Source organism: Janibacter sp. CX7 (assembly GCF_024362365.1).
Classification (GTDB): domain Bacteria; phylum Actinomycetota; class Actinomycetes; order Actinomycetales; family Dermatophilaceae; genus Janibacter.
In genome coordinates this window covers 2,757,860-2,775,171 of sequence record NZ_CP101464.1, presented here as the reverse complement: position 1 = coordinate 2,775,171, position 17,312 = coordinate 2,757,860, and the positions used below count along the sequence as shown (strand labels likewise).

The window sequence follows — 17,312 nt, the reverse complement described above, 5'->3', positions numbered from 1 at the left end:
AAAGAGATGTTCGATGCACCCATGGGCACCCTGTCGAACATCGCCGCTCAGGCCGGCGTCAGCGAGGCAACCGTCAGTCGCGTGCTCAACGACAAGTCGGGGGTGAGCGAGTCGTCGCGGCAGTCGGTGCTCACCGCGCTCGACATCCTCGGCTTCGAGCGGCCGGCCAAGCTGCGTCGCAGGAGCGGTGGCCTCGTCGGGCTCGTCGTCCCGGAGCTCGACAACCCGGTCTTCCCCGCCTTCGCCCAGGTCATCGAGGACGGCCTCGCCCGGCGCCGGTACACGCCCGTGCTCTGCACCCAGTCGCCCGGCGGCATCTCGGAGGACGAGTACGTCGAGTCGCTCCTCGACCACGGCGTCGCCGGCATCATCTTCGTCTCGGGGCGGCACGCGGACACGACGGCCGACCACGAGCGCTACCGCAGCCTCGTCGCGCGCGGGATGCCCGTCGCCTTCATCAACGGCTTCGTCGACGACATCGACGTCCCCTTCTTCTCGACCGACGACGAGGACGCGATGGCGCTCGCGGTCGCGCACCTCGCGCAGCTCGGGCACCGTCGCATCGGGCTCGCTACGGGGCCGCGGCGCTTCGTGCCCTCGATCCGCAAGCTCGCCGGCTTCACCAGCGCTCTGCAGCGGCACCTCGGACTGTCCGCGGAGGAGGCCTCCGAGTGGGTCGACGAGGGACTCTTCACCGTCGAGGGCGGCGCCGCCGCCGCCCGGAGCCTCGTCGAGCGCGGCGCCACCGGGCTCGTGTGCGCCTCCGACCTCATGGCGATCGGCGCCATCCGCGAGGTGCGCGACATGGGCCTCTCGGTCCCCGAGGACGTCTCGGTCGTCGGCTTCGACGACTCGACGATGGTCGGCTTCCTCGACCCTCCGCTCACGACCGTCCGGCAACCGGTCCAGGGGCTCGGCGCGGCGGCGATCGCCGCCCTCTCCGACGCGATCGTTGGCGAGCCGATCCCGGCCAAGGAGTACATGTTCAAGCCCGAGCTCGTCGTCCGGGCGTCCACCGCGGCCGCGCCGGCCAGGAGCTGACCCGGTCGAGATCGACCGGGCGGGCCTGTGCCAAGGTTTCGCCCATGTCTGACTTCGCTCCCGGGCCCACCGGCACCGACGAGGTGCTCTTCGCCGTCGAGGGGTCCCTCGGCAGGGTGCTGCTCAACCGCCCTCGGGCCATCAACTCGCTGACCCGCGACATGGTGCGCGCGATGTCCGAGCGGCTCGTGGCGTGGGCCGACGACGACGCCGTCGCCGCGGTCTCCCTCGAGGGCGCGGGCGAGCGCGGGCTGTGTGCGGGCGGCGACGTGCGCCAGGTGCGGGAGGCGCACCTCGCGGGCACCAGTGGGGGAGTGGACTTCTGGGCCGACGAGTACTCGCTCGACGCGCAGATCGCCGAGTACCCCAAGCCCGTCATCGCCGTCATGGACGGCATCGTCATGGGCGGCGGGCTCGGCATCTCGATGTTTGCCACGGCGCGCTGGGCCACCGAGCGGTCGCGGATCGCGATGCCCGAGACCGTCATCGGCTTCTTCCCCGACGTCGCCGCGACCTACCGGCTCTCGCGCGCCCCGGGCGAGACGGGCACGCACGTCGCGCTCACCGGCACGACCGTGACGGGCGCCGACGCCGTCCACCTCGGCCTCGCCGACGCCGTCGTCGACTCCGCCCGTGTACCCGAGCTGCTCGCGGCCGTCGCTGCCGGTGGCCCGGTCGAGCCGGTCCCCTCCGGTGCGACGAAGGGGGACGGCTCGGCGATCCGCTCCGCCCAGCCGTGGATCGACGAGTGCTATGCCGGCGACGACGCCGCGGCCGTCGTCGAGCGACTCCGCGCGCACCCGGACCCGGCGGCCCGTGCTGCCGGTGAGGAGATCTCCCTTCGCTCCCCGCTGTCGGTGGCCGTGACGCTGGAGGCGCTGCGCCGGGCCGCCGACGCGGGCTCCGTGCGCGAGGTGCTCGCGACGGACACCGTCATCGCCCGCGGGATGCTCGCCCGGCCCGACTTCAGCGAAGGGGTGCGCGCCCAGCTCGTCGACCGCGACCGGCAGCCGCGGTGGGAGCACGCGTCCGTCGCGGAGGTGCCGCGCTCCCAGGTGCTGGACGTCTTCTCGGGTTAAGTTTGTCCCGTCCGTAGGATGATCTCCTACACGATCGATGGGACTGGTGCCGGATGATTCGGCTGGACGGCGTGACCAAGCAGTACCCCGACGGCACGGTCGCCGTCGACGACCTGAGCCTCACCGCGCCGGACCGGGCGATCACCGTCCTCGTCGGCCCCTCCGGGTGCGGCAAGACCACCACCCTGCGGATGATCAACCGAATGATCGAGCCGACCGCGGGGTCGGTGACGATCGACGGCCAGGACGTCCTGGCGATGGACGCCGCGCAGCTGCGCCGGGGCATCGGCTACGTCATCCAGCACGGTGGCCTCTTCCCGCACCACACGGTCGAGCGCAATGTCGCGGCCGTCCCGCTCCTGCTCGGCACCGCGAAGAAGACCGCGATCTCCCGGGCCCGTGAGCTGCTCGAGCTCGTCGGTCTCGACCCGGCCCTCGGCCGGCGCTACCCCAGCCAGTTGTCGGGCGGCCAGCAGCAGCGCGTCGGGGTCGCCCGCGCGCTCGCCGCCGACCCGCCGGTGATGCTCATGGACGAACCCTTCAGCGCCGTCGACCCCGTGGTCCGCGAGCAGCTGCAGGACGAGTTCCTGCGGCTGCAGGGCGAGCTCGGCAAGACGATCGTCATGGTCACCCACGACATCGACGAGGCGATCAAGCTCGGCGACCACGTCGCCGTGCTGCGTGTCGGTGGGCGGATCGCCCAGCTGGCCCGACCGCACGAGCTGCTCGCCCACCCGGCCGACGGCTTCGTCGCCGACTTCCTGGGACGCGACCGCGGGTACCGCGCGCTGGGCTTCGAGCGGGCGAGCATCCCGCTGCACGACGAGCCGACCGTGGCGCTGGGCTCGGGTGTCGGCGACGCGGCCGCCCGCGCCGGCAGCGACGGGTGGGTGCTCGTCGTCGACGACCGACGCCACCCCCAGGGCTGGGCGCGACCGGCCGACCTCGGTGACGGGGTGGTCGACGAGACCTCGCTCGCCCTGGGTGGCACGCTCGCCCGGGTCGACGGGCCACTGCGCGCCGCCCTCGACGCGGCGTTGTCCTCGCCGAGCCGCCGCGGGGTCGTCGTCGACGGCGACGGTGCCCTCGCCGGCACCTGCCGGGCCACCGAGGTCCTCTCCGTCATCGAGGCCCAGGAGCGGCCCCATGACCCGGGCGGCGCGACACCATGAGCTGGATCCTCGACCACCTCGACGACGTCCTCGCGCTCACCCTGCGGCACACGTGGCTCGCCGGTTTACCCCTGCTGCTCGGCCTGCTCGTCGCGCTGCCTCTCGGCTGGCTGGCGCACCGCAGCCCACGCCTGCGTGGTGGCGTCATCGTCGCGGCGGGGCTGCTCTACACCGTGCCGTCGTTGGCGCTCTTCGTCCTCATGCCGCTCGTGCTGGGCACCGGCATCCTCGACCCGATCAATGTCGTCGTCGCCATGACGATCTACACCGTCGCGCTGCTCGTGCGCTCGGTCGTCGACGGTCTGGGCTCGGTGCCCGAGGAGGTCGAGCGGTCGGCGACGGCGATGGGCTACACGCCGGTGCGCCGGTTCTTCGGCGTCGAGCTGCCCCTCGCCGTGCCGGTCATCGCGGCCGGCCTGCGGGTCGCGGCGGTGAGCAATGTCTCGATCGTCTCGATCGCCTCGCTCATCGGCGTCAGCCAGCTCGGTGACCTGCTCGTCGACGGCTACAACCGGGCGATCGGCGGCGAGCTGCTCGCCGGCATCGCCGGGTGCATCCTGCTCGCCCTCGTCCTCGACATCGCGATCCGGCTCCTCGAGCGTGCGCTCACCCCGTGGCGGCGGGCGCGGGAGGGGAGCGCGGCATGATCAGGTCCATCCTCGAGTGGCTGACGAGTGCCGACGCGTGGTCGGGAGCCGACGGGATCCTCGCGCGGCTGCTCGAGCACGTGGGCTACACCTTGCTCGTGCTCGTCATCGCCGCGGCCATCGCCATCCCCGTCGGCCTGTGGATCGGGCACTCCGGCCGTGGCCGGTGGCTCGTCACCGCGGCCAACGCCCTGCGCGCCGTGCCGACCCTCGGCCTGCTCTTCGCCCTCACCCTCGTCCTGCTGCCCCGACTGCCGGGCGACGCCGCCTTCCTCGTCCCGAGCGTCATCGTCCTCGTGCTCCTGGCGATCCCCGCGATCCTCTCCGGCACCTACGCCGGGGTCGAAGCCGTCGACCCCGCCGCCCGCGACGCCGCCCGCGGCATCGGCATGACCGGCAGCCAGGTGCTGTGGAAGGTCGAGCTGCCCATCGCCCTGCCCCTGCTCCTGTCCGGCCTGCGGGCCGCGGTGCTCCAGGTTGTCGCCACGGCGACCGTCGCCGCCTACGTCGGCCTGGGCGGCCTTGGCCGCTTCCTCATCGACGGGCTGGCCACACAGGACTACGCGATGACCGCCGGCGGCGCGATCCTCGTGGCCCTCCTCGCGCTGGCGCTGGACGCCCCCTTCGCCCTGCTGGGGCGCCTGATCGTCTCGCCGGGACTCACCGGCCGCACCCGCTCCCTTCGACCCGACACCCGCACCATCACCGCTGGAGGAACCCCATGACTCCGACCATCCGCGTCCCGCGACGCGCCCGCGTCGTCGCCCTCTCCCTGACCATGGTCGGTGCCCTCGGGCTCTCCGCCTGCGGTGGCGGCGGTGACCCGCTCTCGAGCTCGTCGTCGAGCGAAGGGGGTGGCTCCGGCGGCATCGTCGTCGGCTCGGCCGACTTCTCGGAGTCGATCCTGCTCGCCAACATCTACGCCGGCGCGCTGAAGGCCGTCGGCGTCGACGCCTCGACCAAGACGGGCATCGGCTCCCGCGAGGTCTACCTCAAGGCGCTGGAGGAGGGGTCGGTCGACGTCGTGCCCGAGTACACCGGCAACCTCGCGCTCTACTACGACAAGTCCTTCGCCGAGACCGACCCGGACAAGACCTACGACGGTCTCAAGGAGGTCCTGCCCAAGGGGCTGACGGTCCTCGAGAAGTCCGCGGCCGAGGACAACGACTCGATCGTCGTCACCCAGGAGACGGCCGAGTCCAAGAGCCTGAAGACCCTCGACGACCTGACGAAGGTCGCCGGCGAGATGACCCTCGGTGCGCCGTCGGAGTTCAAGACCCGTGCCCAGGGCATCCCGGGCCTGAAGAAGACGTACGACATCGAGTTCAAGAGCTTCCGCCCGCTCAAGCCGGGGCAGGCGACCAACGGTGCGCTGAAGAACGGCCAGATCGATGCGGCCAACATCTTCAGCACCGACCCGGCGATCGTCGAGAACGACTTCGTCGTCCTCGAGGACACGAAGAAGCTCTTCGGCAGCCAGAACGTCGTGCCGCTCGTGCGCGAGGACTCGAAGGAGCAGGTCGCCGAGACCCTCGACGAGGTCTCGTCGAAGCTGACGACCGAAAAGCTGCAGGAGCTGCTCAAGCGCACCGACATCGACAAGGAGGACCCGGACAAGGTGGCCGCGGACTTCCTCAAGGAGGAGGGGCTCGACTGACCGGGCAACTGTGGCCGAGGTCACATGTGGGCCCGGGAAGAAGTCGGCGCTGCTGACGCTTGAGACCTTCGATAGTTAAACAAACAACTAATTCGGAGGTTCCCCCGTGGACATCATCGTCCTCATCGCCCGCATCCTGTTCGCCGCGATCTTCGTCGCGTCCGGCATCGGCCACCTGACCCAGACCGAGGCGATGGCGGGCTACGCCAAGTCCGTGGGCGTCCCGGCGGCCAAGCTGAGCGTCATCGTCTCCGGCGTGCTCATGGTCGTCGGCTCCCTCTCGATCATCCTCGGCGTCTGGGGCGACCTCGGCTCGTTGATGATCCTCGTCGCGGTCGCGCCGATCGCCTTCCTCGTGCACCAGTTCTGGAAGGCCGACGGTGAGGCCCGCATGAACGAGCAGATCCAGTTCAACAAGACCCTCTCGCTGGCCGGTGGCGCCCTCGCGCTCTTCGCGCTCTTCGCCCTGGTCCCCGAGCTCGGCCTGACGATCACCGGTCCGCTGCTCTGAGCGACCCTCGTCTGACGTCGGCCCCGGTCACTCGGCCGGGGCCGACGCATGTCCGGTGGGGATGGGGCGCCGGGCGGGTGTGCCTGACGGCGTTGATGTCACGTGGTTGCCCCTCTCCGGGCAGCCAGGTGACACCAACGACGCCGGGTCAGGACGGCGTCCGGCCCGCACCATGACGAAGGGGCTGCGCACCGTGGTGCGCAGCCCCCTCCGTCTGGTGGGGAGTCCCGAGGTCACTCCCAGGAGGGGTTGGCGTTCTTCTTCGCCAGTTCCGACAGGTGGTCGCTGTCGCCTGCGGGCGCAGGTGCAGCCTCGGTTGCCTCCGGCGCCGCGGCCGGCTCCTCGGCGACCGGCTCGGTGACCTCGGCGGAGGGAGCGGATTCCTCCGCCTCCGCCGGAGCCTCGGACACCGGCTCCTCAGTCGAAGCCTCGGCCTCGCTGGAGGGAGCCTCGGCCTCGCTGGAGGGAGCCTCGGTCTCGGCGGCCGTGGCGGCCGCGGCCGGGGCGGCGGCGAAGCCGGTCTCCCAGGAGGGGGCGGCGTTCTTGGCGGCGAGGTCGCTGTCACCAGTGGCTGCCGGGCTGGCAGCTGCGGCGGGCGCGGTCTCGGCCCGGGGGGCGGACTCCTTGGCGACCGGCTCGGTGACCTCGGCGGAGGGAGCGGACTCCTCGGCCGGTGCCTCCTGCGCCGGAGCCTCGGTCACCGTCTCCTCGGCGACGGGGGCCTGGGCCTCGGCAGCGACGGGGGCCTGGGCCTCGGCAGCGGCGGGGGCCGCAGCCGGAGCGCCGGTCTCCCAGGAGGGGGCCGCGTTCTTGGCGGCGAGGTCGCTGTCGCCGGAGGCTGCCGGGCTGGCAGCTGCGGCGGTCTCGGACTCCGCTGCCTCGGCCTGGGGGGCGGGCTCCTCGGCCGGAGCCTCCTGCTGCGCCGGAGCCTCGGTCACCGTCTCCTCGGCGGCGGGCGTCTCGGCCTCGGCAGCGGCGGGGGCCGCAGCCGAAGCGCCGGTCTCCCACGACGGGGTGGCGTTCTTGGCGGCGAGCGAGCCGTCCGCAGCGGGCGCAGAGGTGGCCTCGGCGGCAGGCGCCTCAGCCGGGGCCTCGTCGCCCTTCGCCTCGTCAGCCGCGGTGTTCGCAGCCGGCGCGGCTGCAGCCGAACCCGTCTCCCACGAGGGGGCCGCGTTCTTCTCGGCAGCCGAGCCGGTCTCCCACGAGGGTGCGGCGTTCTTGTCCGCAGCGGTGGCCTCGGCGGCGGGCGCCTCGGTCTTCGCCTCCTCGGCGGCCGGCGCGGTGGCACCGGTCTCCCAGGACGGGGCGGCGTTCTTCTCGGCAGCCGAGCCGGTCTCCCACGAGGGTGCGGCGTTCTTGTCCGCAGCGCTGGCGTCGGCGGCGGGCGCCTCGGCCTTCGGCTCCTCGGCGGCCGGCGCGGCAGCACCGGTCTCCCAGGACGGGGCCGCGTTCTTCTCGGCAGCCGAGCCGGTCTCCCACGAGGGAGCCGCGTTCTTGTCCGCAGCCGAGCCGGTCTCCCACGAAGGAGCCGCGTTCTTGTCCGCAGCCGAGGTAGCGGCGGCCGCGGTGCCCGCGGCAGCAGCAGCGCCACCAGCGGCGGCGCCCGTCTCCCACGAGGGTGCGGCGTTCTTGTCCGCGGCGGTGGCCTCGGTGGCAGGCGCCTCGGTCTTCGTCTCCTCGTCACCCGGAGCCTGCGCCCCCTTCGCCTCGGCCGGGGCCTGCGTGGCCTCCGCCGTCGGGGCGGCCTCGGTGGACTCCTCGGTCTCGGCGGCGGCAGGCGCGGCCTTCGCCGGGGCCGGAGCGGCCTCCTTGACCGACGCGAGCAGCATCTGCGCGACGTCGACGACCTCGATGTCCTCGGAGGCACCCTCGGACTGCTTGGCCGTGAGGCCGTCGCTCAGCATGACGCGGCAGAAGGGGCAGCCCACGGCGATCCGGTCGGCGCCGGTCGCGATGGCCTCCTCGGTGCGGTTGAGGTTGATGCGGGAGCCGAGCTGCTCCTCCATCCACATGCGGGCACCACCGGCGCCACAGCAGAAGGACTTCTCCTTCGACCGCTCCATCTCCTTGAGCTCGACACCCGGCAGGGCCGAGATGAGCTCACGCGGCGGGGCGTAGACGTTGTTGTGGCGACCCAGGTAGCAGGGGTCGTGGTAGGTCACGGACGGAGCCGAGGAGGCGACGTCCTTGTTGCTCGACTTGCGCGGACCCTCCGGGCGGTTGACCGGGACGATCTTCTTCTCGCGGACGAGACGGTTGAGCAGCTGCGTGTGGTGCAGCACCTCGTACTTGCCGCCGAGCTGCGGGTACTCGTTCTTGATCGTGTTGAAGCAGTGCGCGCAGGTGACGACGATCTTCGTCGCGCCGAGCTCGTTGAGGGTCTCGACGTTCTGCTCAGCGAGCATCTGGAAGAGGACCTCGTTGCCCGCGCGGCGAGCGGAGTCACCGGTGCAGGTCTCGCCGTTGCCCAGGACGGCGAAGTCCACGCCGGCGTGGTCGAAGAGCTCGGCCACGGCGCGGGTCGTCTTCTTCGCGCGGTCCTCGTAGGCGCCGGCGCAGCCGACCCAGAAGAGGTAGTCGACGTCGTCGGCGGAATCGACGTCCTCGCCGAGCACCTTGACGGCGAAGGGGAGGTCCTTCGCCCAGTCCATGCGCGCCTTGGCGCCCATGCCCCACGGGTTGCCCTTGGACTCGAGCTTCTTGAAGAGGCCGCCGAGCTCGCTCGGGAAGGCCGACTCGATGAGGTTCTGGTAGCGACGCATGTCGACGATGTGGTCGACGTGCTCGATGTCGACGGGGCACTGCTCGACGCAGGCGCCACAGGTGGTGCACGACCACAGGACGTCCTCGTCGATGACCGCGTCGGGGCCGTGCGGGTTGTAGGCCGACAGCGGGTGGTCGATGTCGTAGCCGGTCTGGCCGACGAGGGACATCTCGCCCCAGTTGATCGCGTCCGGCTCGGCCGTCGCGACCGCGCCCTCGGCCTGGCCGGCCTCGGCGCCACCGAAGGCGACGGCACCGTCGGCGGTCTGGCCCTTGGCGGCGCTCGCCGGGGTGTAGACGCCCGAGACGCCCTGCGCCGCAGCGAGGTACGGAGCCTTGGCGTGCGCGTGGTCGCGCAGGGTCATCATGAGCAGCTTGGGGGAGAGGGGCTTCTCGGTGTTCCACGCGGGGCACTGGCTCTGGCAGCGACCGCACTCGGTGCAGGTGCTGAAGTCGAGCAGGCCCTTCCACGTGAAGTCCTCGACCTTGCCGACGCCGAGGGTGGAGTCCTCCTCCATCTCCTCCATGACCTCCATGGAGAAGGGCTTGCCGTCGACGAGCATCGGCTGCAGCTCACCCAGGGAGGTGCGGCCGTCGGCGTGACGCTTGAAGTAGATGTTGAAGAAGGCGAGGAAGCGGTGCCACGCGACACCCATCGTCGGGTTGATCGAGATGGTGATCATCCAGGCGTAGGAGATCAGCAGCTTGATGAGCGCGACGATCACGATGCCCGCCTCGAGGGCCTCGACCGACATGCCGGTGAAGAGCGAGCCCAGCCAGCCCGTGAGCGGGAAGTGCAGGAGCGAGGCGTGGTCGACCTCGCCGGTGTTGAGCAGGAGCGCACGCTCCAGACCGCGCAGCAGGGCGATGCAGATGCCCACGCCGAGGATCGTCAGCTCGACGTAGTAGGCCTGCCAGAAGGTCGAGCCGAAGAAGCGGGACGTGCGGCCCTCGTCGCCGGCAGCCGAGCGCGGGTGGTTCTTCTGCCGGATGACCATCAGCATGACGATCGTGATGATGCCGGTCATCGCGAAGAGCTCGGTGATCCACTCGTAGAGGAAGAAGTGGCCGATGAGCGGCAGCACGAAGTGCGCGTCGAAGAGCTGGACCGTCGCCTGCACCAGGGTCAGGAAGAGGACCCCGAAGGAGATCATCGTGACCCAGTGCGCGATCGCCACGATGGGCAGTCGCGACATGCGGGTGTGTCCGAGGAACTCCCGCAGCAGCGTCGCCGTGCGGGCGCCGGGCTGACCCGTGCGCTCCTTGGCCGGCGTCGACGCTCCGAGCTTGAAGACGGTGACGAAGTGCTTGACGGCTCGAGCGAGCAGGCCCCATCCGACGATGGTGATCCCGACCCCGAGGATGATCGCGACGATCTGGAGGGCAGACATGGGGCCGAGTCTAGGACTCGCGTCCTGCCTCGACAGCCTGATGGAGGTGCGGCACTCGTCACCCAAGCCGACCCTCACCAGCACCTGCCGACGGGCGAAGGGAGGGCCCCGCCCCCTTCGCCTCGTGGCGGTGAGACCCGCTTGCGGCAATAGATAACGCGGTGTTGGAATATCCATAACATCTCGTTCGTTGTCGCGGGCGAGCCGCCGCGCACCGCGGCACCCAGTCAGCCCCGATGGAAGGAACCGCGTTGCCCATCTACGAAGACGCCACCAAGCTCGTCGGCCGGACCCCGCTGGTGCGGATCAACCGCATCATCGACTCCGAGGCCACGGTCGCCGCGAAGCTCGAGTTCTACAACCCCGCCAGCTCGGTCAAGGACCGTATCGGTGCCGCGATCATCGACGCAGCCGAGGCCTCCGGTGAGCTCAAGCCGGGCGGCACGATCGTCGAGGCGACCTCGGGCAACACGGGCATCGCGCTCGCGATGGTCGGTGCGGCCCGCGGCTACAAGGTCGTTCTCGCCATGCCGGAGACCATGTCCAAGGAGCGCCGGGCGCTGCTGCGGGCCTACGGGGCGGAACTCGTCCTCACCGAGGGCGCCAAGGGGATGAAGGGCGCGGTCGAGAAGGCCGAGGAGATCGCTGTCGAGCGGGGCGCGGTCCAGGCTCGCCAGTTCGCCAACGCGGCCAACCCGGCCATCCACGAGAAGACCACTGGTCCGGAGATCTGGGAGGACACCGACGGTGAGGTCGACATCCTCATCTCCGGCATCGGCACCGGCGGCACCATCACCGGCGCCGGCCGCTACCTGCGCTCGCAGAAGTCGGACATCCAGATCATCGCGGTCGAGCCGGCCGAGTCCCCGATCCTCAACGGTGGCGCCCCCGGCCCGCACAAGATCCAGGGCCTGGGTGCCAACTTCGTGCCGGAGATCCTCGACACCGAGATCTACGACGAGGTCATCGACATCGACGCCCCGACGGCGATGGACTGGGCGCGTCGATCGGCCACCGACGAGGGTCTGCTCGTCGGCATCTCCTCCGGCGCCGCCTTCGCGGCGGCGGACCAGGTGGCCCGCCGGCCGGAGAACGCCAGCAAGACGATCGTCGTCATCATCCCGAGCTTCGGTGAGCGTTACCTCTCCACCCCGCTCTTCGAGGGCCTGCTCGACTGACCGTGGCCTCCCACCTGTCGATCCGCGCCACGATCCGTGAGGATCTCGCCGCGGCCATGGAGCGCGACCCCGCCGCGACCTCGCGGTGGGTCGTGCTCCTGACCTCTGCCGGGCTGCACGCCATCTGGCTGCACCGCATCGCCCACCGCTGGTGGATGCGCCCCGGCGGGAAGTGGCCCGCGCGCGTGCTCGCCTACCTCTCGCGCTCCTTCACCGGGATCGAGATCCACCCGGGTGCCCACATCGGGCGCCGCTTCTTCATCGACCACGGGATGGGTGTCGTCATCGGCGAGACGGCGGTCGTCGGTGACGACGTCATGCTCTTCCACGGCGTCACGCTCGGCGGCACCTCGGGTCGGCGGGTCAAGCGGCACCCGACGCTCGGTGACAAGGTCATGGTCGGCGCGGGCGCCAAGATCCTCGGCGACGTCCACGTCGGCAACAACGTCAAGGTCGGCGCCAACTCGGTCGTCGTCAAGGACGTGCCGACCGGCGCCGTCGCCACGGGCATCCCGGCGCAGTACCGCTTCCCGGCGCTCGAGGGCCGCGACGCCCTCTCCCCGCAGGAGCTGCTCTACGCGGACCCGGCGCTCTTCATCTGAGGCCGCTCGCCGGTCCCTGAGGTGCGAGCGCCAGCGAGCCTCGAAGGGAGGGGACCCACCGATCACCGGTGGGTCCCCTCCCTTCGTCGTGTCGCGGGTCAGGCGGGGGTCGGGCCCTCGCCGAGCGGGTAGGTCGACGGGCCCTGGGTGTCGGCGGCGACACCGCTCGGGACGTCGCGCGACGGGTCGCCCTTGATCTTGCTGGCGCCCTCGCGCATCTTGTCGCCCGCGACCGAGGCGGCGGTGCTCACGGCATCGAGCGCGGCGGGGGCGGCCTTGGTCTTGGCGGCGTGCTTCGCGGTCGCCACCTGCTGCTGCACCGGCTGCGACTGCCACGCCTTGGCGGCGCCGGATCGGATCTGCTCGTAGCGCTGGCGGCCGGCTCGTGCACCGAGCACGTAGCCGACGGCGGCGCCGAGGACGAAGGAGATCTTCGACATGGGAGTCCTTTCGATCTGGTGGTCGCTTCACCGCCGACACTACCCACCCGGGCATGGCCTACCGTGGACTCGCCCGCGGTGCCGTGGGCGAGGAGGGCTCGCATAGTGGCCTAGTGCGGCGGTCTTGAAAACCGCTATGGCGGCAACGTCATCGTGGGTTCGAATCCCACGCCCTCCGCCAGCTGCCTCAGCGCAGGGCCCGGACCCGGCGGGAGACGACGAAGGTCAGCCCGCACGTCGCCGCCGTACCAACGGTGCCCCACGCCAGGTCGTAGAGGACGGAGCCCGAGGGGTAGCCGTCGAGGACGGCGAGGTTGGTGAGGTTCCACGTCGCGTAGGCGACCAGCCCCAGGACGGCACCGTTGAGCACGGCCGTGACCCAGGACCCCTGCGCCAGGGCCGGGGTGATCGCCAGCCACACCATGCCGAAGACGTAGATCGCGTAGAAGGCGAGGGCCGCCACCATGTTCGGCGAGTCCGCGAGCCAGTCGCCCAGGTGCTCTTCGTAGACGGGTCGGGCGATGACGCCGAGCCAGAGGTAGTCCAGGACCCCGAAGATCACCGCGGCCACGACGTACCGCCCAAACCACGCCATGGCGCCCAGCGTAGACGCGGCGACCGCTCCCCGGGGTGCGGTTGTCGGGGCCGAGGAGTTCACTGGGTGGATGACCCGGTGCAGCATCGTCCCCCCGCACGTCCTCGCCGCGCTCGCCCGCTCCGACCAGCCGGGCCCGGCGCTCGTCGCCGCCCGCACGCTGGCCATCGATGCCTCGCTGCGTCATGAGCGGCCCCCTGTCGGGTCCCGCACCACCGCCGTGCCGCCGGACCGGTCGGGTGAGGCCGGGCCGCGCCGCACCATCCACGACGCGCGCGGGGGCGAGGACCTGCCCGGCGACGTCGTGCGCGCCGAGGGCGACCCGCCGACGGGTGACCCGGCGGCCGACGAGGCCCACGACGGGCTCGGCCTGACCTGGCAGCTGTGGGCGCAGGAGTACGGCCGCGACTCGCTCGACGGGGCGGGGATGCCGCTCATCGCGACGGTGCACTACGCCGAGCAGTACGACAACGCCTTCTGGAACGGCGAGCAGATGGTCTTCGGCGACGGTGACGGCGAGACCTTCGGCCGCTTCACCGCCAGCCTCGACGTCATCGGGCACGAGCTCGCGCACGGGGTCACCGAGCACACGGCGGGGCTGCTCTACCGCGGTCAGTCCGGGGCGCTCAACGAGCACGTCTCCGACGTCTTCGGGGTCCTCGTCAAGCAGCGCCACCTCGACCAGTCCGCCGACGAGGCCGACTGGCTCATCGGCGCCGAGCTGCTGCTGCCCGGGGTGCAGGGCCGTGCGCTGCGGTCGATGGCGGCGCCGGGCACCGCCTACGACGACCCCCGACTGGGTCGCGACCCGCAGCCGGCGCACATGGACGACTTCGTGCGCACGAGCGACGACAACGGCGGCGTCCACATCAACTCCGGCATCCCCAACAAGGCCTTCCACCTGGCGGCGACCGCGATCGGCGGCCCCGCGTGGCAGGCACCCGGCCTCATCTGGCGCGACGTGCTCCTGGGCGACATCAGCGCCGACTGCGACTTCGCGACCTTCGCCGCCCTCACCGTCGCGGCCGCAGGTGCCCGCTACGGCGAGGGCTCCACACAGGCAGCAGCCGTGGTCGACGCCTGGCAGCAGGTGGGCGTCACCTCCGCCGGCGAAGGGGGAGCCCCCGCGCCTTCCCAGAAGCGGACCGCGCCGCCTGAGCCGGCCGACGAGGACGCCGCGCTGCGGCTCACCCGGACCGGAGGGGTCGGCGGCATGACCCGCACCCGGGAGCTCCGGCTCGGCGAGCTCCCCCCGCCCGACGCGCGCGCCTTCCGCTCGCTCCTCGAGGGGCCGCAGCTGCCGCGCCTCGCCGACGAAGGGACGCCGCGGCCGGACGCCTTCTGCTACGGCGTGAGCTGCGAGCGGCCCGCGCTCGACGTGCAGGTCGCCGAGTCGGTGCTGCCGCGCGCGACCCGACGGCTCTTCGAGCGGACCCTCCGGCGGGAGGGCTGAGACTCCCTTCGCACTAGGCTGCCGGAGTGAGCGATCGACCCGTCCTCGTGGTCCTCAACGGCCCCAACCTCAACCTCCTCGGTGAGCGCGAGCCCGACGTCTACGGGCACGAGACGCTCGCCGACGTCGAGACCCTGTGCCGTGCCCGCACCGACGAGCTCGGCTGGAGCCTGGACTTCCGGCAGACCAACCACGAGGGCGTCATGATCGACGCGATCCACGAGGTGCGCACGAGGGCGGTCGGTGTGGTCGTCAACGCCGGCGGCTGGACCCACACCTCGGTGGCGATCCGCGACGCGCTCGCCGCCGTGCGGTGCCCGGTCATCGAGGTGCACATCTCCGACGTGCACGCCCGCGAGGAGTTTCGCCACCTCTCCTACATCTCCGACGTGGCCGCCGAGGTCATCGTCGGCCGGGGCGTGCAGGGCTACGCCGAGGCCATCGACGCGGTCCGCCGGCACGCCTGACCGACGGTCGCGGTGCTCCCGACCCGGAGCGCTCGGGCCCGGCAGGCGTGGGGAGCGTTCCCGGCAATGTGACGCAATCGCGCTCCGCGGGGTATTTGCTGGTAGCGTCCACCGCGTAGTTGCAGTACAGAACTTCTCGCATGATGCGAACGGGTCCGACGCCACGTCGAGCCCACAGTGTTTCCAGGGGCGTGTACCCCCTGCCGAGGGGCGCTTGCAGCTGGCAAGGGACCGCGACCTGCGGGCCCGGATAGTTCAACACGAAAGAGATTCACCCCATGGCACAGGGCACCGTTAAGTGGTTCAACGCTGAGAAGGGCTTTGGTTTCATCGCCCAGGACGGCGGCGGCCCCGACGTGTTCGTTCACTACTCCGCTATCGACACGACCGGCTACCGGTCCCTCGACGAGGCGCAGCGCGTCGAGTTCGAGATCACCCAGGGCCCCAAGGGCCCCCAGGCTGAGCGCGTCCGTCCCGTCTGAGACGACGCACACCTGATGCGGTGATCCCACCGCTTCCATACGAAGGCCCCCGCCTGACGGCGGGGGCCTTCGTAGTTGTCCGGCTGCGAGGCCCCCGGCCTGAGGGCGGGGGCTTTCGTCGTTGTCCGCCTGCGATGACGCCGCCGCCTCCCAGTGCCTGCCTGTATCGTGCCCGCGATGACCACCGAGGACGACGGCCCCGCGGAGACGCGCGCCGCACGACGACAGCGCGAGCGAGAGCTCGAGCGCAGTCGTCGCTCCCCTCGGCGCGGTCGTGACGAGTCCGCCTCCGAGCCCGCCTTCGGCTCCCGCGCCGCACGTCGTCAGCACGCCTCCGGGCTCGGGACCCACCACACGCGCACGACGCTGCGTGAGCACCGCGAGGGCAGGCGAGCCACCCGGCGTCGCCGTGCCCTCGTCGCCGGTGGAGCGGCCGCCGCGCTCGTGACCTCGGTGGGGCTCGGTGTCGCCATGCACCTCGACGACAACATCTCGCGGGTGGACATCGGGCACGGCTCCACGCAGCGGCCCGACGACGTCGACGGTGCGCTCAACATCCTCGTCATCGGCTCCGACACCCGCGAGGGTCTCGGGACGACCGAGTACGGCGTCGGCACCGCCGAGGGCGGGCCGCGCTCCGACACCAACCTGCTCGTCCACATCTCGGCCGACCGCAAGTCCACCTACGTCGTCTCGATCCCGCGCGACTCGATGACCAAGGCGCCGACCGACTGCGCGGACCCGACCTCGACGGTCGCCAACGGCGAGGTCCGTCGGTGGAACGACAACTTCAACCAGGGCGGGCCGGCGTGCACGGTCAAGACCCTCGAGGGGCTCACCGGCATCTACGTCGACCACGTCGCCGTCATCGACTTCGGCGGCTTCCAGTCGATGGTCGACGGCCTCGGCGGCGTCGAGGTCTGCCTGCCGGAGGCGGTCCACGACGAGGACGCGCAGATCAGCCTCGAGGCGGGACGGCAGCGGCTGCAGGGCAAGGAGGCGCTCGGCTACGTCCGGATGCGCAAGACGCTGGGTGACGGCTCCGACCTGCAGCGGATCAAGCGGCAGCAGGCATTCATGTCGTCGATGGCCCAGGAGGCGACGAAGACCTCGCTCCTGCTGCGCCCCGATCGGCTCTACAAGTTCCTCGACGCGGCGACGAAGTCGATGACCGCGGACGACGACCTCGGCCTGCGTCGGATGATGTCGATCGCCTCGAGCCTCAAGGGGATCGGCACCGACAAGATCGTCTTCGTCACCGTGCCCACCGAGGCATATCCCGCCGACGTCAACCGCGTGCAGTGGCGCGAGGAGGCCGCCGACGAGCTGTGGACCGCGGTGCGCAACGACACCCCGCTGCCCGGCCAGGAGCCGAAGAAGAAGGTCAAGCAGCGCGCCCTCACCGTCGCTCCGTCGGACATCGCGGTGAGCGTCGTCAACGACACCGGCACCAGTGGTCTGGCGAGCCAGGAGGTGGCGGCCCTGCAGGTCCAGGGGTTCACCGCCACGGTCGCGGACGTGGCCCCCACCTCGGCGACGAAGGGGGTCATCGTGCGCCACGCGCAGGGCGACACCGAGGCGGCCCGCACCGTCGCGGCCGCCTACCCCGGCGCGAAGCTCGTCGTCGACGAGGGCCTCACCACGGGCACCGTCCAGGTCGTCCTCGGCTCGGGTGCGGACACCGCCCGCGAGGTGCCCAACCGCGAGGGCTCCGAGCCGCTGCCGACCGCGACGGTCACGGCACCGCCGGCCCCGACCGCCGTCGAGAGCCGCACCGCCGACGAGGACATCTGCGGCTGATCGAGCCTCTCCGGTGGTCCGCACGGCCCCGAGT

At 71.4% G+C, this 17,312-nt stretch carries 16 protein-coding genes and 1 tRNA gene; 14 read left to right on the top strand and 3 right to left on the bottom strand.

Annotation, left to right across the window (positions count from 1 at the left end; all coding sequences use genetic code 11):
• The first annotated feature begins 6 nt into the window (after positions 1 to 6).
• The 7 genes from NMQ01_RS13675 (at position 7) to NMQ01_RS13645 (ending at position 6,107) form a co-directional block, all read left to right on the top strand.
• Complete coding sequence (locus tag NMQ01_RS13675; protein WP_255184459.1) at positions 7 to 1,041, top strand: LacI family DNA-binding transcriptional regulator; 1,035 nt, start codon at positions 7 to 9, stop codon at positions 1,039 to 1,041.
• Between the two features lie 44 nt (positions 1,042 to 1,085).
• Positions 1,086 to 2,120 (top strand): 3-hydroxyisobutyryl-CoA hydrolase, encoded by a 1,035-nt coding sequence (locus NMQ01_RS13670; RefSeq protein ID WP_255184458.1) that lies wholly within the window; start codon positions 1,086 to 1,088, stop codon positions 2,118 to 2,120.
• A gap of 53 nt (positions 2,121 to 2,173) precedes the next feature.
• Positions 2,174 to 3,292, top strand: a complete 1,119-nt coding sequence (locus NMQ01_RS13665) for an ABC transporter ATP-binding protein (RefSeq protein WP_255184457.1) — start codon at positions 2,174 to 2,176, stop codon at positions 3,290 to 3,292.
• On the top strand, positions 3,289 to 3,939 hold the full coding sequence (locus NMQ01_RS13660) for an ABC transporter permease (RefSeq protein WP_084449863.1): 651 nt from the start codon (positions 3,289 to 3,291) through the stop codon (positions 3,937 to 3,939). Before NMQ01_RS13665 ends, NMQ01_RS13660 begins: the two co-directional genes overlap by 4 nt.
• Positions 3,936 to 4,664: an ABC transporter permease gene (locus NMQ01_RS13655; RefSeq protein ID WP_255184456.1), complete on the top strand. Its 729-nt coding sequence runs from the start codon at positions 3,936 to 3,938 to the stop codon at positions 4,662 to 4,664. Before NMQ01_RS13660 ends, NMQ01_RS13655 begins: the two co-directional genes overlap by 4 nt.
• Positions 4,661 to 5,596: an ABC transporter substrate-binding protein gene (locus NMQ01_RS13650; protein WP_255184455.1), complete on the top strand. Its 936-nt coding sequence runs from the start codon at positions 4,661 to 4,663 to the stop codon at positions 5,594 to 5,596. The genes NMQ01_RS13655 and NMQ01_RS13650 overlap by 4 nt, the downstream gene beginning before the upstream one ends.
• Positions 5,597 to 5,702: 106 nt before the next feature.
• Complete coding sequence (locus tag NMQ01_RS13645) at positions 5,703 to 6,107, top strand: DoxX family protein (RefSeq protein ID WP_255184454.1); 405 nt, start codon at positions 5,703 to 5,705, stop codon at positions 6,105 to 6,107.
• A 233-nt stretch (positions 6,108 to 6,340) separates the two neighbouring features.
• Here the strand turns inward: NMQ01_RS13645 and NMQ01_RS15990 are convergent, their stop codons facing one another.
• Positions 6,341 to 10,261, bottom strand: coding sequence for a (Fe-S)-binding protein (locus NMQ01_RS15990; protein WP_369694816.1), 3,921 nt, complete (start codon positions 10,259 to 10,261; stop codon positions 6,341 to 6,343).
• 251 nt (positions 10,262 to 10,512) lie between these two features.
• Here NMQ01_RS15990 and cysK point away from each other — a divergent pair, with 251 nt between their 5' ends.
• A complete protein-coding gene (gene cysK, locus NMQ01_RS13635) occupies positions 10,513 to 11,439 on the top strand; it encodes a cysteine synthase A (RefSeq protein ID WP_255184453.1) in 927 nt (308 codons plus the stop codon).
• 2 nt (positions 11,440 to 11,441) lie between these two features.
• Positions 11,442 to 12,041: a serine O-acetyltransferase gene (cysE, locus tag NMQ01_RS13630; protein WP_255184452.1), complete on the top strand. Its 600-nt coding sequence runs from the start codon at positions 11,442 to 11,444 to the stop codon at positions 12,039 to 12,041.
• 98 nt (positions 12,042 to 12,139) lie between these two features.
• On the opposite strand, the gene NMQ01_RS13625 is transcribed toward cysE, so the two are convergent.
• A complete protein-coding gene (locus tag NMQ01_RS13625) occupies positions 12,140 to 12,481 on the bottom strand; it encodes a protoporphyrinogen oxidase (RefSeq protein WP_255184451.1) in 342 nt (113 codons plus the stop codon).
• 91 nt (positions 12,482 to 12,572) lie between these two features.
• Here NMQ01_RS13625 and NMQ01_RS13620 point away from each other — a divergent pair.
• Positions 12,573 to 12,662 (top strand) — tRNA-Ser (locus NMQ01_RS13620).
• A gap of 6 nt (positions 12,663 to 12,668) precedes the next feature.
• On the opposite strand, the gene NMQ01_RS13615 is transcribed toward NMQ01_RS13620, so the two are convergent.
• Positions 12,669 to 13,076, bottom strand: a complete 408-nt coding sequence (locus tag NMQ01_RS13615; RefSeq protein ID WP_255184450.1) for a DUF2177 family protein — start codon at positions 13,074 to 13,076, stop codon at positions 12,669 to 12,671.
• A 70-nt stretch (positions 13,077 to 13,146) separates the two neighbouring features.
• On the opposite strand from NMQ01_RS13615, the gene NMQ01_RS13610 reads away from it, so the two are divergent.
• The 4 genes from NMQ01_RS13610 (at position 13,147) to NMQ01_RS13595 (ending at position 17,278) form a co-directional block, all read left to right on the top strand.
• A complete protein-coding gene (locus NMQ01_RS13610; protein WP_255184449.1) occupies positions 13,147 to 14,529 on the top strand; it encodes a protealysin inhibitor emfourin in 1,383 nt (460 codons plus the stop codon).
• A gap of 26 nt (positions 14,530 to 14,555) precedes the next feature.
• Entirely contained in the window at positions 14,556 to 14,996 is a 441-nt protein-coding gene (gene aroQ, locus NMQ01_RS13605) for a type II 3-dehydroquinate dehydratase (RefSeq protein WP_255184448.1), read from the top strand.
• A gap of 278 nt (positions 14,997 to 15,274) precedes the next feature.
• A complete protein-coding gene (locus tag NMQ01_RS13600; protein WP_007927749.1) occupies positions 15,275 to 15,478 on the top strand; it encodes a cold-shock protein in 204 nt (67 codons plus the stop codon).
• A 177-nt stretch (positions 15,479 to 15,655) separates the two neighbouring features.
• The gene (locus NMQ01_RS13595) at positions 15,656 to 17,278 is read left to right on the top strand and encodes an LCP family protein (RefSeq protein ID WP_255184447.1); all 1,623 of its coding nucleotides are present in this window, start codon (positions 15,656 to 15,658) and stop codon (positions 17,276 to 17,278) included.
• Positions 17,279 to 17,312: the final 34 nt, after the last annotated feature.